Annotated in this window: 20 protein-coding genes, 1 pseudogene and 1 riboswitch; of the genes and pseudogenes, 4 read left to right on the plus strand and 17 right to left on the minus strand. The window is 29.1% G+C overall.

Translation table 11 applies throughout. The features are described from left to right. The first annotated feature begins 671 nt into the window (after positions 1 to 671). Positions 672 to 1580, plus strand: a complete 909-nt coding sequence (locus bsdtw1_RS13520) for an IS1/IS1595 family N-terminal zinc-binding domain-containing protein (RefSeq protein ID WP_183278088.1) — start codon at positions 672 to 674, stop codon at positions 1578 to 1580. 800 nt (positions 1581 to 2380) lie between these two features. Here the strand turns inward: bsdtw1_RS13520 and bsdtw1_RS13525 are convergent. After that, the gene (locus bsdtw1_RS13525; RefSeq protein ID WP_183278089.1) at positions 2381 to 2533 is read right to left on the minus strand and encodes a hypothetical protein; all 153 of its coding nucleotides are present in this window, start codon (positions 2531 to 2533) and stop codon (positions 2381 to 2383) included. Positions 2534 to 2681: 148 nt separating this feature from the next. Here bsdtw1_RS13525 and bsdtw1_RS13530 point away from each other — a divergent pair, with 148 nt between their 5' ends. Next, positions 2682 to 4277, plus strand: coding sequence for a recombinase family protein (locus bsdtw1_RS13530; RefSeq protein ID WP_183278090.1), 1596 nt, complete (start codon positions 2682 to 2684; stop codon positions 4275 to 4277). 680 nt (positions 4278 to 4957) lie between these two features. Here the strand turns inward: bsdtw1_RS13530 and bsdtw1_RS13535 are convergent. After that, positions 4958 to 5791: pseudogene (locus bsdtw1_RS13535) on the minus strand (D-alanyl-D-alanine carboxypeptidase family protein); the annotation flags it as partial. Between the two features lie 547 nt (positions 5792 to 6338). Between bsdtw1_RS13535 and bsdtw1_RS13540 the strand changes: the two are divergent. Together bsdtw1_RS13540 and ytfJ are read left to right on the plus strand one after the other, a co-directional pair. After that, positions 6339 to 6830, plus strand: a complete 492-nt coding sequence (locus tag bsdtw1_RS13540) for a DUF2953 domain-containing protein (protein ID WP_183278092.1) — start codon at positions 6339 to 6341, stop codon at positions 6828 to 6830. After that, on the plus strand, positions 6820 to 7233 hold the full coding sequence (gene ytfJ, locus bsdtw1_RS13545) for a GerW family sporulation protein (protein WP_183278093.1): 414 nt from the start codon (positions 6820 to 6822) through the stop codon (positions 7231 to 7233). Before bsdtw1_RS13540 ends, ytfJ begins: the two co-directional genes overlap by 11 nt. A gap of 202 nt (positions 7234 to 7435) precedes the next feature. On the opposite strand, the gene scpB is transcribed toward ytfJ, so the two are convergent. The 15 genes from scpB to dxs all read right to left on the minus strand — a co-directional run bounded on the left by scpB (position 7436) and on the right by dxs (position 23196). After that, on the minus strand, positions 7436 to 8050 hold the full coding sequence (scpB, locus tag bsdtw1_RS13550) for an SMC-Scp complex subunit ScpB (protein WP_183278094.1): 615 nt from the start codon (positions 8048 to 8050) through the stop codon (positions 7436 to 7438). Continuing rightward, entirely contained in the window at positions 8028 to 8774 is a 747-nt protein-coding gene (locus tag bsdtw1_RS13555; RefSeq protein ID WP_183278095.1) for a segregation/condensation protein A, read from the minus strand. Before bsdtw1_RS13555 ends, scpB begins: the two co-directional genes overlap by 23 nt. Before the next feature lie 458 nt (positions 8775 to 9232). Continuing rightward, on the minus strand, positions 9233 to 10396 hold the full coding sequence (locus bsdtw1_RS13560; RefSeq protein WP_183278096.1) for a D-alanyl-D-alanine carboxypeptidase family protein: 1164 nt from the start codon (positions 10394 to 10396) through the stop codon (positions 9233 to 9235). Positions 10397 to 10639: 243 nt separating this feature from the next. Next, positions 10640 to 11509 (minus strand): tyrosine-type recombinase/integrase, encoded by an 870-nt coding sequence (locus tag bsdtw1_RS13565; RefSeq protein ID WP_183278097.1) that lies wholly within the window; start codon positions 11507 to 11509, stop codon positions 10640 to 10642. A gap of 11 nt (positions 11510 to 11520) precedes the next feature. Next, positions 11521 to 12150, minus strand: coding sequence for a stage II sporulation protein M (gene spoIIM, locus bsdtw1_RS13570; protein WP_183278098.1), 630 nt, complete (start codon positions 12148 to 12150; stop codon positions 11521 to 11523). Positions 12151 to 12266: 116 nt separating this feature from the next. After that, complete coding sequence (locus bsdtw1_RS13575; protein WP_183278099.1) at positions 12267 to 12791, minus strand: NUDIX hydrolase; 525 nt, start codon at positions 12789 to 12791, stop codon at positions 12267 to 12269. A 196-nt stretch (positions 12792 to 12987) separates the two neighbouring features. Beyond that, the gene (locus bsdtw1_RS13580; RefSeq protein ID WP_183278100.1) at positions 12988 to 13341 is read right to left on the minus strand and encodes a hypothetical protein; all 354 of its coding nucleotides are present in this window, start codon (positions 13339 to 13341) and stop codon (positions 12988 to 12990) included. Between the two features lie 103 nt (positions 13342 to 13444). Then, positions 13445 to 13545, minus strand: a riboswitch (SAM riboswitch). 519 nt (positions 13546 to 14064) lie between these two features. Continuing rightward, positions 14065 to 14511 carry a MerR family transcriptional regulator gene (locus tag bsdtw1_RS13585; protein ID WP_183278101.1) on the minus strand — a complete coding sequence of 149 codons (447 nt, stop codon included), beginning with the start codon at positions 14509 to 14511 and terminating at the stop codon, positions 14065 to 14067. A 347-nt stretch (positions 14512 to 14858) separates the two neighbouring features. Next, the gene (spo0A, locus tag bsdtw1_RS13590) at positions 14859 to 15674 is read right to left on the minus strand and encodes a sporulation transcription factor Spo0A (RefSeq protein WP_183278102.1); all 816 of its coding nucleotides are present in this window, start codon (positions 15672 to 15674) and stop codon (positions 14859 to 14861) included. Positions 15675 to 15836: 162 nt separating this feature from the next. Then, on the minus strand, positions 15837 to 17024 hold the full coding sequence (gene spoIVB, locus bsdtw1_RS13595) for a SpoIVB peptidase (protein ID WP_183278103.1): 1188 nt from the start codon (positions 17022 to 17024) through the stop codon (positions 15837 to 15839). 222 nt (positions 17025 to 17246) lie between these two features. Continuing rightward, positions 17247 to 18944, minus strand: coding sequence for a DNA repair protein RecN (gene recN / locus bsdtw1_RS13600; RefSeq protein WP_183278104.1), 1698 nt, complete (start codon positions 18942 to 18944; stop codon positions 17247 to 17249). 21 nt (positions 18945 to 18965) lie between these two features. Further along, the gene (locus tag bsdtw1_RS13605; protein WP_183278105.1) at positions 18966 to 19418 is read right to left on the minus strand and encodes an arginine repressor; all 453 of its coding nucleotides are present in this window, start codon (positions 19416 to 19418) and stop codon (positions 18966 to 18968) included. 12 nt (positions 19419 to 19430) lie between these two features. Beyond that, complete coding sequence (locus bsdtw1_RS13610; protein WP_183278106.1) at positions 19431 to 20267, minus strand: NAD(+)/NADH kinase; 837 nt, start codon at positions 20265 to 20267, stop codon at positions 19431 to 19433. Positions 20268 to 20280: 13 nt separating this feature from the next. Then, entirely contained in the window at positions 20281 to 21090 is an 810-nt protein-coding gene (locus bsdtw1_RS13615; protein ID WP_183278107.1) for a TlyA family RNA methyltransferase, read from the minus strand. Positions 21091 to 21336: 246 nt separating this feature from the next. Next, on the minus strand, positions 21337 to 23196 hold the full coding sequence (gene dxs, locus bsdtw1_RS13620; protein WP_183278108.1) for a 1-deoxy-D-xylulose-5-phosphate synthase: 1860 nt from the start codon (positions 23194 to 23196) through the stop codon (positions 21337 to 21339). Positions 23197 to 23210 lie beyond the last annotated feature (14 nt).

The following is a 23210-nucleotide window of genomic DNA, read 5'->3' on the forward strand; positions in this document are numbered from 1 at the left end:
ACACAATTTGCCACGTTTTTCGTTATACACATAACGACATATTCCAATATTTGATATTTTTTATTAAAAAGTATCAATAGTTTTTGTTAACTCAATATTTCACATGCATTTTTATGTACAAAATCATGATTTATCAATAGTTACACTGATGTAACACAAACAAATTTTACTATCATTAAATATATTTGTTAATTAATTTTAATTACATTCTTTTACATTTTTGTTCAATGAATTTAATTATTACTATACTTTCACATAATAATTCCTGTAACAACATTAAAAAATATTTGTAATTTTAATTTAAATTTTTACGATATCTGATTTACATAAACAAAAAGATTATTTTAGTTACATTTTAATTTTTCATTTTGAAATTCACTAGAATTATCATCAACAGTCATTTATGCTAACGTTATCTCTTCTTTTGTACAATTACAACTTAAACTATACTCTTCTTTGTGAACCTCGGAATTAATATAAATTGTTATAAAAATTAAAATAATTTTTTTCATCGTTGGTTTGTAAGAAGAAAGCTTTTACTCGATAAAATCACTTAACGAATGTATTAAAAAAATGTTGGTAATGATTAGAGGGTTAGTAAGAAGGCAAGAATTAAGATGATAAATAAAACATTCTATCTAATATGATCATTTACATTGGAGGAGTTTGTTTTGATACACCAAGATATAAAATTTGAAAAATTAGATTCTCATATAAGGCAAACTTTAAAAAAAGCTTTATATCATAATAGACGTGTGGATCATTGTCCAGCTTGCAACTGTAGAGAGTATATTAAATACGGATTTTATAAAGGAATTCAACGATATAAATGCAAGGTTTGTGGAATAACTTTTTCTAAGACAACTAATGCTTTGTGGAGTTATTCAAAAAAGGATACTAGAACCTGGATGGAATTCATTGAATTATTATTAGAAAAGAAATCATTAAGATTTTGTGCTAGAAAGCTAAATATTAGCTTAGTTACTGCATTTTATTGGAGACATAAGATACTCAATTCCATAAATCTAGATATTACCCCTGATAAGTTAAGAGGGGTTGTCCATATTGAAAAAACTATCATACGTGAGAACTTTAAAGGTTGCAGAAATATAAAAAGCATTAATATAAGTAGAGATTGTCCTATTAATTTAAGAAAAAATGTGTGGATTATTGGAGCAAAGGGTGATGATGATTCAATGTTTGTAAAACCTCTGTTCAATTCTTGTTGGAATCTTACAACTTTTAATATAAAGTTGTACTCGAAGATAGAAAAAGATTCTTACATTGTTCATTATGATGACAGATATCTGTCTCAGGTTGCAAGAAGACATAATGGAAAGAGAGTTTTAAAAGTAGAAGCATACGATAACTTAAGATACTTCAGATCAAATATAAAGAAATGGTTTAAAGTTTTTCATGGTGTAGCTACAAAATATCTCCAAAGATACCTTAGTTTTTTTGTATTATTTAAATTAGATTTAGAAATTAACAGTATTAATCTAATGTTTCAAAATCTTTTAAATGGAGATAAATTCATAAGAACTAACAGAATTAGATTTATAAAAAATCACTTATACTAATTAAATTCTTTAATGAAACATTATAGGACAGCCATTGAAATTTTAATAAAATTTCTCTTAAAGATTTCATATTTTACAATACTTATTTTAATAAGTAAAACAAAATATAATATATGTAATAAGTAAAATACTTTTTTCTTATATTGATCTAATTTATACGTATAATCTAATTTTACTATGAGTTATAAAAATTTATGAATGCCAGTATGGCATTCTGGTATAATACTTAAAACACTAAATATTCCATCAACATTTTAAATAATTACCAACATTTTTTTAATACATCTTTTAAGTGAATTTATATATATAACATTCATATAGTCCTTAATCATAACTCTTTTTTATACAACACTTATCGTTCTAATCTACATCATACTTACTCAATTTTCTCTTTTTCATTGCTCTTTTAACGATTTGCCCCAAGTATAATGGCAGTCTTCTGGTCACACTTAGCTCTATTAATTTTCCCCTAATCCTTAAGAGCTTTAAATAGTAAATAGCTTTACATATAAAAAAACAACCAATCTACAAGGTTGTTTTCTTTCATATTAATATAACATTTTTATCTACTTGGAAGTTGTTAATTCCATAGAAAGCTTTTTTCATCTTATCGATGTCATTTATTTTCTCATAAATCTTATCTTTTCACTCAGCTAATAAAAATTTATTGAATCATTCCTTAACAAATATATTTTCCAATCAACATTTAAAATCAACTATGAATTATACTTTTATAAATCATATTATTGTTAATTAAATACTTAAGACTATATTTTATAATAAGTCAATTAAGCACTTTATTATTCATTTTTATTTTTATTAAGATTTAGTAATTCTGCGCATGTACTCTTTCCATACTCATTAAGTAAACTAACTGCCAATGTTTTCGAATATTCTATTTTCATTTCCTTTGTCAGCTTTCCTTCTATGATTATAGTAATTTTTTTATTCATATAATGAACCCTCTTTAAGCATTATTACTTATATAATATGAATAACTATAATTAAGTGTTAAACATATACTCGTCGCTATTATAAATTATGTGTCATATTCTTAGTTCCACGTTATTAGAATAGTATCATAAAGCTTAGGAGGTACTTATGAAAGCAGCTATCTATAGTAGAAAATCTATATTTACTGGCAAAGGTGACTCAATTGAAAACCAAATAGAATTATGCAAACAATATGGATCTAAGCTTGGTATAAATGATTATATTATATATGAAGATGAGGGGTTCTCAGGTGGAAATACTAATAGACCTAGATTTCAGCAACTTTTAAAGGATGCAAAGAAAAATTTATTTGATGTACTTATATGTTATAGACTTGATCGTATAAGCAGAAATGTAGCTGATTTCTCAACTACTCTAGACATGCTTCAAAAATATAAAATTAATTTTATAAGCATTAGAGAGCAATTTGATACTACTACTCCTATGGGACGTGCAATGATTTATATCGCTAGTGTTTTTGCTCAACTGGAAAGAGAAACTATTGCTGAAAGAGTTCGCGATAATATGCTTCAGCTTGCAAAATCAGGTAGGTGGCTTGGAGGACAAGAACCCTTTGGTTTTGCTGCCGAAAGAGTTACTTATATTGATAGCGAGTTTAAAGAACGCTCATTGATGCAACTCTGCCCACTTAAGTCAGAACTCAACATAATTAATTTAATTTTTTCTAAATACCTTGAACTACGTTCCTTATCAAAGGTTTCAAGATATTTAAATTCATCAAATATAAAGGGCAAAAATGGAGGACAATGGTCAACTATGCAACTCAGAAGAATTCTCACAAGCCCATTATACGTAAAGTCCTCTGAAACAACAAATAACTTTTTAATGCATTCAGGTATGAATGTATTTGGTGATCCAAACGGAAACGGATACCTTACTTATAATAAAACTAAAAATATCACAACTGACAGAGATATTACAGAATGGATAGTTGCGGTTTCTAGACATGAAGGCATAATAAGTGCTGAAGATTGGATAAAAGTACAGAACATCTTAGATAAAAACAAAGAAAACAGAGTTAAAAGATTGGGTACAGGTGATAATTCAGCTCTCCTAACTGGATTATTGGTTTGTGCAAAGTGTGGATCTAGGATGAAAATAAAACAAGGCCATAAATCTAAAAAACAAAATAGAAGACTCGATTACTATGTATGTTCTGCTAAAGATAACAGCAATGGATCTAAATGTGATAATAAAAATGTGAGAGTTGATATATTAGACAATCTCCTATTAAAACAAATTAAGGCATATGATAAAAATTTATTAGTAAAATCCATTTCCTTATTAATGGAACTGTACGAAAAAGGAACAGATGAAGAAAAGAATATTAACATTTTGAAATCATCAATAAACGAAAAAGAACATATAATAGGTAACTTGGTTAAACAACTATCACTCTCTGAAAATGAACAGGTATCAAAGTATATAATTAAAGAACTCGAAGAACTAGATGCAGAACTGCAAAATTTAAAATTCAGATTGGATAGTCATTATAAAATAAAATTAGACGAATCAAACTCTCCTAAAGTTAACTTCCTTGAAGAGGCTTTACGTATCCCTGGAGATGAATATGAAGTGATAAGAGATGTTATCCATAAAAGAAATTTGCTAAACACTATAATTGACACAATATATTGGAACGGAGATAATATGGAACTTAAGGTAAAGTTTATAAAATCATGATTAGCCTTATTGTATAAATGATGCTTTCTTATAACTGAAGGACAATATTCAGTTCCAGCATCAATACAATCTATTAACTCTCTGTCCATCTACTCCTCCACAATAATTATTTAAGATTTTTAGTATATAAAATTATAATATTTAAAATCCTATACTACTAAATTATTTCATCACAACTCATTTGGTTACTGTAGATATTGAATATTCAAAACTTTATTTTTACTTTAACATATCGATTAGTTATATATTAATCAGCTCGTTTATATATGCTAGTACACTTTGAATTATTACTGATTTTAGCGAAAATTATATTCTACTACCTTATTCAACGTAAACATAGCATCTATTTGTAAAAATAGATATACCACTTCGTAACAAAACTTATATTTTTAAATTCTCACAATGCATGGTGAGAGCTTAAAAAATCCATTCGTTTCGGAGTGGTACGTCTTTATATATAATATAATACAGCCTTAGAATCTTTCAAAATCCTATTTTTTATTAACATACTTTTTTACAACTTCATTTCCATCACTATCGACAACTGTTACCTTGCCACCAATTTCACCTTTTTTATTGCAAAAATCAGTATAATCAATCTTATAAGTTTTTCCTTTAGGCACTACAAAGTCTATTTTACTTTCTGGATTATATCCATTTTTCTCTACTACTTCTTTGCCGATAGCTTCGCTCACAGCTACTGAATGGAAATCATAGTTTTCTTTAATATAATTATAAACTTTCTCAGTAGCCTCCCATCTATCTGGGCAATTAAACACAACTATTATTATATCTCTTCCATTTAAATTTACGGATGACACTAGACATTTTCCAGCCTGCCCAGTATAACCTGTTTTAACTCCATTAGCTTCAGGTATTCTATGTAATATTTTATTTATATTTGTATAATCTCTTGTGAATCCATACTTTTCTTTTCTTAACTCCTTTACAGCTGCTATTTCTCTAAATTTTTCGTTTTGCATCGCAACAGAAGTTAATAAAGCCATATCATAAGCTGATGAATAGTGATTCTGACTATCCAATCCGTGAGGCGATTCAAAATGTGCATCCATAAGTCCTAAACTTGTTGCAAAAGAGCTCATAACCTTTGCAAAGTTCTCTACACTTCCTGCTTGAGCTTCTGCTAAAGCAATAGCTGCATCATTACCGGATCTAGTCATAAGTCCAAATACAAGTTCATGTATACTTATCTGTTCTCCGCTTCTAAAGCCAACTGTTGAGCCTCTTATTGATGCTGCATTTTTGCTAATAACTACTTTTTCATCTAGATTCTTATTTTGTAGAGTTATAAGAGCAGTCATTATTTTCGTTGTACTTGCCATTGGTACAGGCATATAACCATTTTTGCTATATAATACTTGTTTTGAATTTCTATCCATTGCTAATACATATCTAGCACTAGGAGTTAAATCTTTACCATAGACTGTTATATTGTTACCTATTAATAAACTAATAAGAAGAAAGCTCAAAAAATAACTAATTCCCTTTTTAATTTTCATAACATCAGTCCTTTTTTATAATTTAGCTACATAACACTTATTGTTTTATACATCATATATTTTCAAGTCATTCTTTAAAGATAAAAAACTTCAACTCAAAATTTATTTTCAAAACTCTTCTGGGTTCTGAGAATATAATTAGAAAATATAAATTTAATTACGAGGTGACTTATCTATGGTTTTGTAAGATCACAAATTAAACTATATTATGATTTTCTGTAAAAAAGACACTTTACTTTGCATCATATTTTATAACTGCTTCACTTTACCACAGTTCCTAAAAACACAATCTAAAATATTGATTTCAATATAATTATTTATCAAGTTAGCAAAGCTATATATATAAATTCCCCAAAATAAAATTGAAATAACCTAGATATAGATGGTTATACGTAAAAAAATTGGAAATACTATAATTAGAAGGATTAATATATCCTTTATTTTTGGAGGAAGGCTAATGCTCGCATTATATATTTTTATATTAATACTTTTGTTATTAATTGTACCTTTTCCTATAAAACTTAAAATAATATTTAAAGATTTGGATTTAGAAGTTTACTTATATAGATTTAAAGTATTTTCCCTGCAAAAAACATTAAGAAAGAAAAAAGAAAAGGAAAAGTGCAAACCTAAAAAAGAAAAGAAAAAAACAAAGAAAAAAAAGGTTCAATTCAATATAGATATTTTGAAAAACATAACTTACAGATTAAACCATAACCCTATAAAACCTAAAATGAAGTTATGTTATGAAATGAATTATTCCACAGGTGATGCTGCTAGTACAGCTAAAATTTACGGAATCATATATCAAGTTATTACAACAATTTATATGATAATAAACATTCCTTTTAAGATTGTAGAAAACAATACCAACTTAACTCCTAATTTTCAATCCGAAGGTATTTCCGTAAAAATCAAAATAAAAAGTATAATTTTTTTAAATTTAGTAAAAATTATATATATAATTTTATTAATATTATTGTCCTTAAAATATAAGGAGGTGGACCCTAAAGGGGAAAGTTATGGAATGTAATCATCCAATCGAAAACTTAATGAAAACAACCATGGAAAGTCTACGAGATATGATAGACGTTAACACTGTAATAGGGGATGCTGTAGAAACAAAAGACGGAAGTTATATAATTCCTATTTCTAGAGTATCTTTCGGTTTTGCTTCTGGCGGAAGTGAGTTTGGTAAAGAAGTTCCTGAAAAGTATCCATTTGGTGGGGGCTCTGGTGCAGGGGTTACTGTTCGACCAGTTGCATTTTTAGTTCTTAGAGAAAATTCAGTAAGACTTCTTCCTGTAAATCAAACTAATACCTACGATAGAATTGTGGATAATGTTCCTCAAGTCTTAGAAGTTATCAAAGATTTTTTCTCAAAACCTAAAAATAACAAGGAAGAAAATTGCGATAAACCTGAAGCCAATCAATAAGACTAAAAATATAGACTTTCATACACAATGAAAGTCTATATTTGCTTATTCATTTAAAGAATCGTGCAATTCATACAGTTCTATTTAATATCTCTTTAACTTTTATTATTATCATTCAATGTATTATCTATGTACTATCCTCTATTCATGCTTAATATAAATTACGTAAAAATATGTATATTAAAAGACTCTATATTAATTATTATTCCTCAAATTGATTCAAATCTTGTGTATTATCAGCTTCTTCTACTTCTTCAAATAAGTCTAATGAAGGAAGTTCTTTTAAGTCTTCGAGGCCAAATTGTCTTAAAAATTCTTCAGTAGTTCCATATTGAATAGGTCTGCCAGGAACCTCCAGTCTTCCCATTTCCTTAATTAAATTCTTTTCCATAAGTTTCAGTACTGCACTATCGCTTTTTACTCCACGAATTTCATCAATCTCCACACGGGTAACTGGTTGTTTATATGCTATTATAGCTAAGCTTTCTAGAGAAGCTTGTGACAAGGATTGTCTTGTATTCTTTTTAAGTAGCTTTTGTACATAGTCACTGTTTTGTGGCTTTGTTACTAATTGATACATACCATTTATACTTATAATCTTTATTCCTCTTCCTTGGTTTTCATATTCTATTATCATAGATTCTACAATTTCTTCTACAAAGTCTATATCACATTCTAATATTCTCGCTAAATCTTTAGGCCCTAGTGGTTCACCTGTTACAAATAGTAGAGATTCTATTACTGACATATACTGCCTTTTCGTAGAAACCTCTTCAAATTCTAATTGATCTATACTAATCTTGTCCACTAAATTCATTCCTCTCTATGTATATGTTAGAAAAGCTATCTTCCTGTATTACTTTTATTACTCTCTGCTTTATAAGTTCAAGTACTGCTAGAAATGTTACTACCTTTTCCAACTTAGACTCACATTCAAATAAAAGATTCTCAAAGTCAATATGCTTTCTACTAAGTATGGCCTCTGAGATATAACTCATCTTGTCCTCCAATTTATACTTATCTGCATATATTCTCTTTTCAATAACAGTTGTATTCTGCTTATTTTTATAGTTATTAATAAGCTGATTAAAAATATTGTACAAATCAAGCATTGTTATATTCAAGAGTAAATCTTCGGTGTTATCTTTGCCCAAGTCTTCAATTATCTCAGGCTTTTTTGTAAATATCTTACCTGTGTATAAACTTTTTTTGCTAAGAAACACTGCTGCATTTTTTATTTTCTTATATATTATAAGTTTCTCAACTAAATCAAGCTTAGGATCCTTGTCTTCTTCATCTTCCTTAACTGGCTTAGGGAGGAGCATCTTGGACTTAATTTCAAGCAATGTAGCTGCCACCACTATGAATTCTGATGTAATATCTAAATCCATCTCCTTCATTGTATTTAAATAATCCATATACTGATTTGTAAGTTCATATATCTTAATATCATGAATTTCCATCTTATTCTGCTTTATTAAATGCAAAAGAAGATCAAAAGGCCCTTCGAAATTCGTTATCTTAATGCTTGGAAGCTGCATATAATCTCTCCTATTTTTAAATTCATTAAAGTATGTAAAATATAAGTTCTGTCAAAACACATGTTAAAATTAAGCGGTTAATCATCCGATGCTTTAATTACCTTAATCATGACCACTTATTTTCAATAATAGTCTTAAACATAACCAAAATATTAAAGCGTAATACTAAGAAGTATCGCTTGTCTTAAAAACTTCCTATATATATAATATCAATTTAAAGATTATTAAGCAATAAATCAAAAAAGGCAATAAAAAAGTCGCTGAAGCGATCTTCTTTAGTATTTTTTTTGCGCATCTGCCTTTTCTTAAGCGTATGTGAAGAATCTTACAGGCGACATATTCTTCTTTTTTTATTCTTTAACTTTATATTATGTCTTAAGTCTGTTCGCATAATTATCCGCAGATATAATTGAGATACAATTTCCTAAAGAATAAAAAAAGAAGGATTTTACTCCTTCTTATACTCCACCTTTAAAAAGGTTTTGGAAATTGTATTTTATATTCTCTAGGAAATTAGCCTTCTTTATGTCTCTATCAGAATATAATTCAACTGATCCTATTAATTCTTCTCCTAAGAAGAAATCACACTTCCCTACAGTTTCACCTTTTTTAAACTTAACTTTATCTGTTTTCAATGATAATTTTTTAGTAATTTTATCAGCTGAGCCTTTTTCAATGGTTACAACAGCATCAGTTTTAGCTTTTGCCATAAAGAATTTTTCTCCATCTTTGCTCATGCTTATCTTTTCAACATCTTGATCTTTTACAAATAGCTTCTTGCTTTCAAATTTTGAGAAGCCAAAGTTTAATAACATACTAGCATCTCTGTTTCTGATTTTGAAGGTTGGTGCTCCCATAATTACTGAAAGCATTCTTACACCATCTCTTGTAGCAGTTGCGGATATGCAGTACTTAGCATCGTTTGTGAAACCAGTTTTAAGTCCGTCACAACCTTTAAAAAATCTAACCAATTTATTATGGTTTACAAGTTCTATAGGTGATTTTCTTCCTTCAGATATGTTATCCATATATGTACCAGTATATTTTAGTATCTGTGGATGCTTCAACAACTCCCTTGACATTAGTGAAATATCATATGCGGTTGATAAATGTCCATCAGCAGGAAGTCCAGTACAGTTTTTAAAAGTAGTATCCTTCATGCCTAAAGCTTGTGCCTTTTCATTCATAAGACCTACAAAACTGTCTTCAGTACCTGCAAGATATTCTGCCATTGCTACGGCAGCATCATTTCCTGAGGCTATTGCAATACCTTTAAGAATTTCTTCAACTGTTCTTATCTCACCAGTATCAAGAAGCATTGTGCTTCCACCCATCTTTTTAGCATTTTCGCTGGCTGTAATCTTGTCGCTAAATTTTATCTTACCACTATCTACAGCCTCCATAGCTAAAAGCATAGTCATTATTTTTGTAACTGAAGCTGGTGCAAATTTTTCATGAGAATTTTGTTCAAAAAGTATTTTACCACTTACAGCCTCCATTAATATTGCTGATTTTGCCTCTACCTTTATTTGTTCATCAGCTAATACAGGAAATGAGAATAATCCTAATAAGAAAATTAATGATAATGCAAAACATATTGATTGATATTTAATCTTTTTCATATATACTCCTCCTTTCGACATTATTTTTACCAAAATAAAATAAATTATGACAAAAAAAGAAACTCCAGATTATAAAATATACCATTACAACGGTAACTAAAATCTAGAGTTTCTTTTTTAATATTATGTGCTGTTAACGCACCGTGTTGAAATTAATTTGTTAATCATCCGACGCTTTAATTAACTTACGCAAAGAATTAATTTCAACAATAATCTAAACACAGCCTACTATTATAATTTTTTTTACGCTCTTGGATGAAAATTATTGTATGAAATATTAACTTTGTCCTTTGAAACGTAATCGAAATATAAATCCATATAGTTCATTACATGTGTTCCCATAAGTTGTTGCACAATCTTTGGATTGGCTCCATTCTCTAATAAGTGTATAGCAAAAGAATGCCTCAGAGTATTGAGATTTATAATCTTCTTTATGCTAGCTTTTTCATTATACTCTTTAACTATTCTCCAAATACCCTGTCTTGTTAAACCCTTTCCATTCAAATTTAAAAATAACATTTTTTCATCTTTGCTTATCTTTTCTCTTTGACTTAAATACTCGACAATTGCATTTCTAGCCGCTCTTCCAAAGGGGATTATTCGTTCTAATCCTCTTCCATCCTTACATGTAATAAAGTTAAGATCCAGATTGACATCATCAACAGTTAATGAAATCGCTTCAGTAGCCTTAATTCCAGTTCCATATAATATCTCTAAAACAGCTCTGTCTCTTACTCCTTTTATATTGCTTATATCTATACAGTTTATTATTTTTTCCACTTCTTCAACAGTCAAAATTGGACCTATGTCCCTTCTTTCATTTCTATCAACCTTAGGAAACTTAGGGACTTCTTTAATTAGATTCTTATCGCTTAGAAATCTATAGTAACTTCTTAAAGCTATAACACATCTTTCTATTGACTTTACACTTTTTGTTTCGGTGATAGCTTGTACATAGCAATTTACTGAATAATCATTTTCTAAAGGATCTATATTATTTTCCTCTAGAAAATTATAATATCCAACAATATCTGTTATATATGCTTCTACAGTGTTATTGCTTTTATTCTTAGCTATTAAATTTTCTTTATATAAATTAATAAAATCATTCATATTAAAACATCCTATACATAAAATTTCTTGATTATTATCTTCATCAAATTTGGAACTATATATGTTTCTAAGAATATTCCTGCAACTAAAAATATAGCTGAAAACAAATAGAAGTTAACATAACTTAAAATAGCCTCATTGGAAACTACTGATTTAGTAAACTTACCTTTAAGCTTTGCCATAGAAAACTGCACCGCTAAAGAACTACATATTATTATAAAAGGCACGATAACAATATTTTGAGGTACCAGTGCAATGAGAGCTAGTCCAATTCCACGGTTACCAAGTATATTTACTAATAAAGAGAATGAAAACCCAATTAAAAAACCTTTAACAAGTACTATGATAAGTACAAAAGGTGCACCTACTATTATAAAGCCTAACAATAATATTCCGATGAAGAATATTAAATTGTTTTTTAGTGATTCAATTATCAAGTCTTTATAATTTATCTGCTTATCGCTTACCGAAGAAACAAAACTATTAAAATAACTCATGACATCATTTTTACTAGCTTGGCTCATATAAAGTATTGAGTAAATTCCTAAAACTAATCCTACAATAAATACCGCAGTAATTATTAAGTAAATTAATTTATTTTGTCTTAAGTTTTCATTAATTTTATTAATAAATGTGTTCATCTTTTTATCCCCCTTTTTTTGCTTAATAAATATTATGTTCAAATCTCTCAAGATATACTTAAAGAAATTATGTATTTGGTGAATATAAGATGAACTTTTTTTAACAAATATTTTATCTATATAAATTGAAGAGCTGCAATAGTTTTTCCATCCTCAATTTTACCTTGCCTTACCATATCCTTTAATTCTTCTAGTCTAAATTCTTTTAGATTTATAAATTCATCATCATCAAAGTCTGTTTCACCTTTAGTAAGTCCTGTTGCTTTATAAATCCCTATATACTCATCACAAAATCCAGGTGCCGTTGCTATCTTACCTAAGTACTGGATGTTAGTACAGCCGTAACCAGTTTCCTCTTCTAACTCTCTTTTTGCCGCTTCCATAGGATTTTCACCAGCATTTAGCTTACCCGCTGGTATCTCAAGAAGTATCTTCTCTACTGGTTTTCTAAATTGTTCTACTATTAAGATCATTCCATCATCTTTTATAGCCACTATTGCCACAGCCCCTGGGTGTCTAACTATATCTCTATGACCAACTCTTCCATCTGGAAGTTCCACCCTACTTCTTACTACTTTTATAAAATCTCCAGTATATTTCAAATCCTCTTGTAAAGTTTTTTCATCTAACTTGAAACTCATAATTTTCCTCCGAACTTTCGCATCTTTAATTAATCTTCACTTTTTTCTTAATAAAACTAATAATATTATTGATCCATACAAATTTTATTTTTCTATAATAGAAGATTTTTATTAAATTTCATTTTAAGTTAAATAATATACCAAATTTTCACAAAAGTAAATATAGAATAAGCTTATCTCTAAGCTTACACTACAATTACATGCATACTCTTTTCAATTTGTTATAGTAATTATTACGTTTATTTATATCAAATCCATTGGCCGACAATATATCTAATATAAATTTATCAAAAGCAAAATTCCCTCTTTGTCTAAAGTTATCTACATACTTCTGCGATATATTTAGAAATTCATTCTGCCCATGATATAGGCAAAGACTCTCTTCATCTAATAAATAGTCTACTGTATCCGCTCCATTAAATAGGTTGCTGTTTATTAATGAAATAACATAACTTACATATTCTTCTGTATTTGCACTACTCCTTATTACTGTATCCGAAAAAGAGTTTTTGCTAAATCCACTTTTCTTTACTTCATTTAAACCCTTCACAAATATCTCCCCTTTTATTTAAAAATTGCTAATAATTTTATACCTTACTTTACATTAAAAAAGACTTCCTTATATCTATAAGGAAGCCATAATCTCTATATCAATCTTATAGTCCCATATGAAATATGGTAGGTATTAGCACCACACCGTGGTAGGTTGCTGTAAGTTCATCGAGCCCATTCTCTCCCTTACTCTTTATAAGCAAACTATTCAATTTTATATCTTAAAAATAAAATAATCCTCTAATCGTACGATAAGAGGTAGTTTACAATCAAAAAACCACTTATCTTTATTAGTATTACCACCTTGAATAAAACAGGTTGGTGTTATGGTACAAACGAGCTAATCCTCTTCCATAACTCTTGATAAATATTATTTACTTTTATTACATTATAATATTTCTCTACTTTAAAGTCAATTAAATTGTTGTTGTTTCAAAATTGTTAGCACTTTATTTACATTTTAGCATTTTTATATTATTAAATGCCGCTAAAATATTAAGTTGAAATAAAATGGTTAAGCAGGAGATGCTCTATGAGCGAGCTATTAGAATTAAATGATTTTTTCAGATGGAATGGCGTTAATAAACTGTACTGTTCGAACGTAGTGAGTTTACAGTTTTAGCCATGGAATATGACAAAATCATATTAATTCTTTGCGAAAGCTCATTAAAGCATCGGATGATTAACCATTTTATTTCAAAATCATTCTTTGCATAGCATATTACTTAACTTCAACTCTTGCAGTTTCTAGCCATTTGTCTAGTGCATTTTTATTAAAAATATATTTTCCATTAACCTTTAGGTATGGAATTTTTGTATCTGAATTAGCAACAAGTTTATTTAAATCATCTTCTGATATATTTAAATATCTATAGGTATCTACAAAATCAAGCATAGTTTTACCATTCATAATTAAGTTGTTGTTTTGATTGTTCATGACGTTACTTATATTAGAATTTGATTGCGCTATAGCGTACATTCCATTTGCAATAGACCGACCATTAAACTCAGATGAACTCGCTACATCTGTAATAGATTTTTTTAATGAGTTTACACTAAAAACTAAACAAATTCCTAATATAACAATTGCTATTGGCATAGCATTGCCTTTTATGACAGCGTTATAAGCTTTTTTCACTAATTCTCCGTCTTTAAATATTTTCCCCATATTAACTCCCCTTTATATCATAAATCATATACAAAAATTTACTTATTATGTTACCTATGTATATTCTACATAGGTATTATTTAACCTTCAAATTTATTGCATTAGGTTAAAATATTATAAAAAAATCAATAAATGGTGTACTGTAAAATTCTATATTTAAAACATTGTTGAAATTAAATGGTTATAAAGAAGATGCTAAATATACTAAAAATAAAAACCTTCTACATCACCTAAGTGAAAATAGAAGGCTTATTATAAATTATTTAAAATTTATAAATTTGAATATATCCAAAAAAGCTCTTATACTCTTTCAAATTATTCCAAATTTCAAAAGCTATTTAAATATATTAGCTCACTTTATTCTTAAGTCTTAATTTATCAGCGACCATAGCTATAAATTCAGAATTTGTTGGCTTACCCTTATCATTGTGAACAGTGTAGCCAAATAATTTGTTTATAGCATCTACTTGTCCTCTTCCCCAAGCTACTTCTATAGCATGTCTTATAGCTCTTTCAACTCTACTTGCAGTGGTATTATATCTCTTTGCTATAGAAGGATATAATTCTTTTGTTACTGCAGATAATAGTTCCATATCATTTACTACCATGCTTATAGCTTCTCTCAAGTACATATATCCCTTAATATGAGCAGGAACTCCAATTTCATGAATGATGCTTGTTATTTCGGATTCTAAATCTAATGGTTCTTTCTTAGTTTCCACTTTAACTTCTGGTGTTTCCATTAGAGGAACAGTTTTTCTAGTAGAATCTCCTGATATTGTATCATTAAACATTTGTCTTATTCTCTTTGTAAATACATCCATATCAAATGGCTTAACAACATAGTAATCTGCGCCTAGAGTTATTGCTCTTTGAGTAATTTTATCTTGTCCTACAGCAGAAAGTACAATTATTCTTGGAAACGGATCTAAGTTCATGGAAGCAAGTTTTTCTAAAACCCCAAGCCCATCTAAATGTGGCATAATTATATCTAATACAACTAGATCTGGTTTTCTTTCCTCTATTAATTTAAGAGCTTCTAACCCATCCTTAGCAATTCCAGTTACTATTATATCTCTCTGATTAAGAAGATAATCATTTAATATATTACAGAATTCCTTATTATCGTCTGCTATTAATACTGATATTTTTGATTCTTGCATAAAATTCTCCCCTTCGCATAATCATTCCAATTATTAACAATTAATTACAATTAAATAAATTCGACAAAAGTTCTTTATTTCCTTCTTAAAAAATTTTTTATTTAAAAAAAAGATATCTTATAAGATATCTTTTTTCATTATACCACAATATTTACTTTTATGTTACTGTATAATACCCGCATCTTTTAACATCCATTCTATATAAATACCATATCCTACATCAGGCTTATTTATTAAAACATGCGTTACTGCTCCAACTATTTTATTATTTTGTATAATTGGACTTCCACTCATGCCTTGAACAATCCCACCTGTTTTTTCTAATAGCTTAGGATCTGTAACCTTTATGATCATGCTCTTTGGACCTGGTTTATCTTGAGATAAAAGTTTGACAATCTCAATATCGTACATTTGCGGACCACTTTCATCAATAGTTGTTATTATTTTTGCTTTTCCTTCTTTTATTTCATCTCTGAATCCGACTTTTAAAGGCTTACTGCTTCTAGTACCTAATGTTTTATCTGCTGTTCCAAATATACCACAAACAGTGTTATTTACTATTGACCCTAAAGGATTATCTTCTTCTACAAATACACCCTTTAACTCTCCTGGAGTTCCTTTTTGACCTTTTCTCACGCTAATTATTGAGGTGTTAACTAAAGATCCATCTCTTATACTTAGTATAGTATTTGTATCATTATCTGTTATTGGATGACCTAAAGCTCCAAACTTTTGAGTTTTAGCATCATAAAAAGTTAATGTTCCTACTCCTGCTGTAGAGTCTCTTACCCACAAGCCTATTTTGTATTTTTCATCTGTAGTAGCTTTAATACCATTAATAGTTTTATCAACTATTTGATTATTACGATTTATAGTAACTGTTACGTTAGAAGTCGTCAAATTGTTTAATTTTCTTATTAAGTCCTTGGAGTTTTCTATTTCTTCATTATTTATCTTTAAAACTACATCCCCTAATTCTATCCCTGCTTTTCTACTTGGACTTTCAGCTTTTCCTTCATTTGTTTCAATATCTGAAAATCCAACTACTAGGACTCCTTTGGTTTGTATTTTCACACCTACACAACTACCACCAGGATATACTTCTAAGTTTTCAGTTTTTTGAGAAAAAACTGATTTCATTGGTACCATTGCTAGTGCTTTTGGTTTTGCTTGAACTTCTTTGCTACTTGTATCTTTATTAAAGTATGTAAGAATGTTACTGTATCCCTTCTGCACTATATTCATGTAACTTCTAGTGGTTGTAAATTCATTAGAAGAGAATGTGTAAAAGCTTACGAATATAAGTAAACTTAATCCGCAAAACAAATTTCTTATAAGCTTCATATTCATTTTATCTCCTCCTTCTCTTTACCTTTAAGTTACCCACAAATATAGATGCATATGCTGTATTAACTTTGTTATTAAAGACAATAAAAATAAAATAATACTAATTTTATCTTCTTTATATAAAAATTTTACTTGAATTTTTATATAAAAAAGCGCTAATCTACTATAAAAACAAAAAAAATAGAACTATATTGGATAGTTCTATTTTTCCTAAATTTTCATTTATTATGTATTAAATTTCATTTTGTTTTTCTTAATATTTGCCAATTCAACCATTTCCTTCGCATTAACTAGAGTAGCTGAAGTTACTTCAACTCCGCCAATCATTTTAGCTACTTCTAAGTCTTTTTCATCGGAATTCATTATTTTAACCTTAGTATATGTCTTTTCTCCATCAACATGCTTAGATATAAGGAAATGATTGTCTGACATTGAAGCTATTTGCGGAAGATGAGTTATGCAGAAAACTTGATGTTTAACTGAAACTTCGTACATTTTTTCTCCTACCGCTTGAGCAATTCTTCCACTTATTCCTGTATCTATTTCGTCAAATATTACTGTAGGTATTTTATCCTTATTAACAAATACTGTTTTTAAGGATAACATTATTCTTGAAAGTTCTCCTCCAGATACTACTTTTTCTAAAGACTTTAGAGGTTCTCCTGGATTTGTAGAAATGAGGAACACTACCTTATCCATTCCATATGTATTAAATTCCTCTACAGAAGTTATATCTATACTGAATCTACTTTTCTCTAAACCTACATATCTTAATTCTGAGCTTATCCTCTCTTCAAGATCTTTTCCTATGGTAATTCTTAAGTCATGTAACTTCTGACCTAAAGTTCTCATCTGTTTGTAAATCTTATTTTTTTCGTCTACTAATGAATTAATTATTTGTTCTGAGTTTACTATCTGATTATACTGTTCTTCTAGCTGCATTCTGTAATCTAAAATAGCTTCTATAGTTTCTCCATATTTCTTCTTATATAATCCTATTTCATAAGTTCTTCTATTAACCCTGTCCAATTCATCATCATCAAAAACATATTCATCACTTATGTCTCTAAACTCATTGGAAATTTCCTGTAAATTATAAAATATTTCATTTAACTCTTCATAGCTCTTTTTTATCTTATCTGAATATTTAGTTATAGAAGAAAGATCATAGCAGATACGCGATAATTTATCAACAATTGATCCATCTTCACTTCCCCCTCTTAAATCATTATATGTATAAGAAAGAACTTTACTTATTTTTTCAGCATTTGACAATACAGCAAGCTTTTCATTAAGCTCAGCCTCTTCTTCTGGCTTAAGCTTTCCTTCGTCTATGTCATCAATCTGATATTTAATATAGTTGACAAGCTTTTCATTATCTTCATTACCTTTAAGCTCTCTAATCTTTTCTTCTATCACTGAAACTTCATTAAAAAGTTTTCTATACTCAGATAAAGTTCCCGAAATACTTTCTTCGCCGAAACTATCTAAATAGTTGATATGACTTGATTTATTCATAAGATTTTGATTTTCGTGCTGACCATGAATATCTACCAAGGTCTCAGTAAGCTTTTTAAGTGAAGAAATAATTAAACTTTTGCCATTTACTTTAATAACAGATTTTCCGTTTTGAAAAGATTCTCTTGATATTATAATAAGATCATCTGTTTCTATCTCTAATTCTTCAAGTGCATTCTTTGTTCTGGTGCTTTCGATATCAAATATAGCTTCTACAAAAGTTTTATTTTCACCAGTTCTGATAATATCTTTATTAAACTTTCCTCCAAGCACATAATTTATAGCATCAATAATTATTGATTTACCTGCTCCTGTTTCTCCGGATAGTATATTAAATCCTTTATCAAAGCTTAAACAAATTTTCTCTATAAGTGCAAAGTTCTCAATAGTAAGTTGTAATAACATCTTAACCCACCTTACTTAATTTTAAGTATTTAACATTCTTCTCATCTTAGATACTAACTCTTCAGCTTTATCTATAGTTCTAACTAATATAAAAATTGTGTTATCACCAGCTATAGTTCCTGCTATATCAGAAAAATGTAAAGTATCTATCGCTTCTGCAGCAGCAGATGCTGACCCAGACAAAGTTTTCACCACAACCATCTTATCAACATTTTCTACATGTAGAACAGTATTAGAAAATATATTGGCCATTTTATCACTCATATCATTTGTACTATTATTAATAGATGCATACTTGTATTTTCCATCTGAACCAAGTACTTTTATTAACTTTAAAGTTTTTATATCTCTAGAGACAGTAGCTTGAGTTACATCAAAGCCTTCATTCTTTAATGTATCTGCAAGTTCCTCTTGTGTTTCAATTGACCTATTGTTAATTATTTCCAAAATCTTTGTATGTCTCTTTGATTTCACGTTACCCTCACCTTACCATTCGCCATCTTGGCTTAAGATTTTTTTTCTAAGTACGTTAAAATAGTCATATTCATCTAAAAGTATTAAATTACAAGGCTTTTCATTTTTTCCAACCATTATCTTGCAATTATTGCTTAATTTAATGGATTTTTGTCCATCCACAGTTAAAAATATTTCTTCCGCAAAGCTTTCAGCTTGTATTTCAACTGTACTACTGCCGTTTATAACAATAGGTTTCATTGTAGGTGTATGAGAACATATAGGAACTATGGTTATTATTTCTAGTGATGGCATTATTAGCGGACCACCTGCTGAAAATGAATATGCAGTAGATCCAGTAGGAGTTGATATTATAACTCCGTCTCCCTTAAATGATGAATAAAATCTGTTATCAACAAGAATCTTATACTTTACCATTCTTGAAAGAGTACCTTTTGCTATAACTATATCATTTAAGGCTATGTTATCATAAGTCCCACTAGCGCATTGAACATTACATTTTAGCATCATTCTTTTCTCATATCTAAACTTTTTATTTTTAAGACACTCTAATGCATAGTCAACACATTTAATATCAACACTTGTTAGAAATCCAAGATTACCTATGTTTATGCCAAATATAGGCACATCAGTTGGTACTGCCAGATCCCTTGTTGCTCCTAAAATGGTTCCATCACCGCCTAAAACCATTAGACAATCTATATTTTTATTATGTTCAATATCTTTATGATTTTGAACTCTAAAAACACATGAATTCTCAAAGTATTCTTGTGTTTTCTTCATTATTGTATTAATTATGGAACCATCTTTATCTTTAGATGGGTTGATGAAAATACCTATATTTCTCATAGTTCCCTCCGTGCTATATGTTATTATGAGAGTCTTGAACTACCTTTTCAATTCTTTCATCTATATTGAAGTCTCCTTCATATTGTGCCTTAGTAAAATATACTAAATACTCAATATTTCCTTCAGGACCTTTAATTGGTGAAAAATCTAAACCTTTGATTGATAAATTTAGTGATAATATAAATCCTACAATTTTCTTGATTACTTCTTTATGAGTTTCAGGATCTCTAACTACGCCTTTTTTACCAACTTTCTCTCTTCCTGCTTCAAATTGAGGCTTTATTAGCGCTACAACCTCACCTTGTTCCTGAAGAAGATTTACCACTGCAGGGGTTACCTTTGTAAGCGATATAAATGATACATCAATAGAAGCAAAATCTGCTTTTTCAGCTAATTGATCTTCAGTTACGTATCTTACATTAGTTCTTTCCATACATACAACTCTCTCATCAGTTCTAAGCTTCCAAGCAAACTGCCCATAACCAACATCTATTGCATAAACCTTTTTCGATCCATTTTGCAGCATACAATCAGTAAATCCACCAGTGGATGCGCCTATATCTAAGCATACTTTATCCTTCAGCTCTATATCAAAGGATTTTATAGCTTTCTCTAGTTTAAAGCCACCTCTGCTAACATATGGAATATCATTACCTTTTACTATAATCTCCGCTTCTACCTTTACTTTTTCGCCACTCTTATCTACTCTTCTTCCATCTATAAAAACATTTCCAGCCATTATGCTGGTCTTTGCTCTTTCTCTAGATTGAAAGAATCCTTTTTCTACAAGAAGAATGTCCAATCTTTCCTTTTTGTCTCCCATTTTATCTCCTCTATATCTGCACTTATGTATATATCTATATAATCTATTTCTATCCAACAAAACTATTAGTTACCTATGTTAATTAATAATGATAATAAAGTTATCAACTATATGTTTTATTAGGAACTGATTTATCTATATACGGTTCCAACTTAAACTATTAATTTATACATGCCGGAAAATCCCCAGATGCGCTATTTTCGAGCAAGTATAAATTAAGTTCTCGTAATAGAAACCTATATTATCCTATTCTAATATACTTACTATTTCATCTTTTATTGAAGTAATATCAAGTTTGTTCAATTTATACAGAGTACTTAAATCCCCATGTTGTATAAATTTATCTTCATATCCTAAGTTTACAATCTTACCTTTATATCCTATTGAGTTAAAGTAACTCAATATTTCTCTACCTAGTCCGCCACTTATAACATTATCTTCTATTGTAATTACATACTTGTAATCTTTAGCTATATCATCTAAAAGATTTTTATCTAATGGTTTTATAAAGGTAGCATTAATTAGTGCTACATTATACTCTTCTCCAAGAAGTTTAATAGCAGCCTCTGAATGTTGAACCATCTTACCAGTAGCAATTACAACTAAATCCTTACCTTTCCTGATTAAATCCCATCTACCTTTTTCTACTTTTTCAATAGGATTTAATTCTATCCCTGTTAGATCTCCACCTCTTGGGTATCTAATAGCCACAGGTTCATCTTGCATAAGTGCCCATCTTAGTATAGGTTTCACTTCCTCAAGACATTTTGGTGCCACTATATTAAGATTAGGTATATGTGAAAGATATGATATATCAAATACACCTTGATGTGTTTCACCATCTTCTCCAACTATACCAGCTCTGTCTATAGCAAAAACCACTGGTAGATTTTGTACACACACATCATGTAACACCTGATCATAAGCTCTTTGCAAGAACGTTGAGTATACTGCAAATACTGGTCTTAAGCCTTCCTTCGCCATACCAGCTGCCAATGTAGTTGCATGCTGTTCTGCTATTCCTACATCGAAAAATCTATGTGGAAATTCTTTTGCAAATTTTTTTAGTCCAGTTCCATCAGGCATAGCAGCAGTTACAGCCACTACTTCATCAATCTCTTTTGCAATATCAATTAAACTTTCTCCAAAGGCATTTGAATAGGTTCTTGTGTTTGAAGGACATAATTCTCCGCTACAACTATCAAAAGGAGCTATGCTATGAAATTTGTTAGGATTCTCTTCTGCAAAGTTATAGCCTTTTCCTTTTTGAGTAATTGTATGTATAATCACTGGTCCATCTGATTTTTTTGCTTTGTAAAGCATATCACTTATTTCATCAATATTATGACCATCGATTGGACCTAGATATTTCAATCCCATATCTTCAAAAAGCATACTTGGCACTACTAACTGCTTTATGCTATCTTTTATCTTACTTATTGATGTAGCTATATTTTTACCTACAGTTGTTTGATTTAATGTGTTGTTAATTTCATTCTTTAATCTATTATACCCTGGGTCTAATCTAACCTTACTTAAATAAGTTGAAAGCCCGCCAACATTATCTGAAATAGACATCTGATTATCATTCAAAATTATTATTAAGTTAGTTTTACTATATCCTACATCATTAAGTGCTTCAAAAGCCATTCCACCTGTTAAAGCACCATCACCAATCACCGCTATCACATGGTTATCTTTTTTTAATATATCCCTTGCTCTTGCCATTCCTAAGGCTGCAGATATAGATGTACTACTATGTCCTGTATCAAATGAATCATACTTACTTTCACATCGCTTAGGAAATCCACTTATTCCACCATATTTTCTTAAAGTTTCGAATTTATCTTTTCTTCCTGTGAGGATTTTATGTACATAGCTTTGGTGTCCTACATCCCAAACAATCTTATCTTTTTCTAGGTTAAATACCTTAAATAAACTTAAAGTTACTTCTACAACACCTAAATTTGATGCTAAATGCCCACCAGTCTTAGATACATTATCAATTAAGAACTCTCTTATTTCACCTGAAAGCGCTAAAATTTCAGTAGAATTTAACTTTTTAACATCATTAGGACATTTGATTTTATCTAAATATCTATACATATTTTTCATTCCTT

This window comes from Clostridium fungisolvens (assembly GCF_014193895.1).
In the GTDB taxonomy this organism is placed as follows: domain Bacteria; phylum Bacillota; class Clostridia; order Clostridiales; family Clostridiaceae; genus Clostridium_AR; species Clostridium_AR fungisolvens.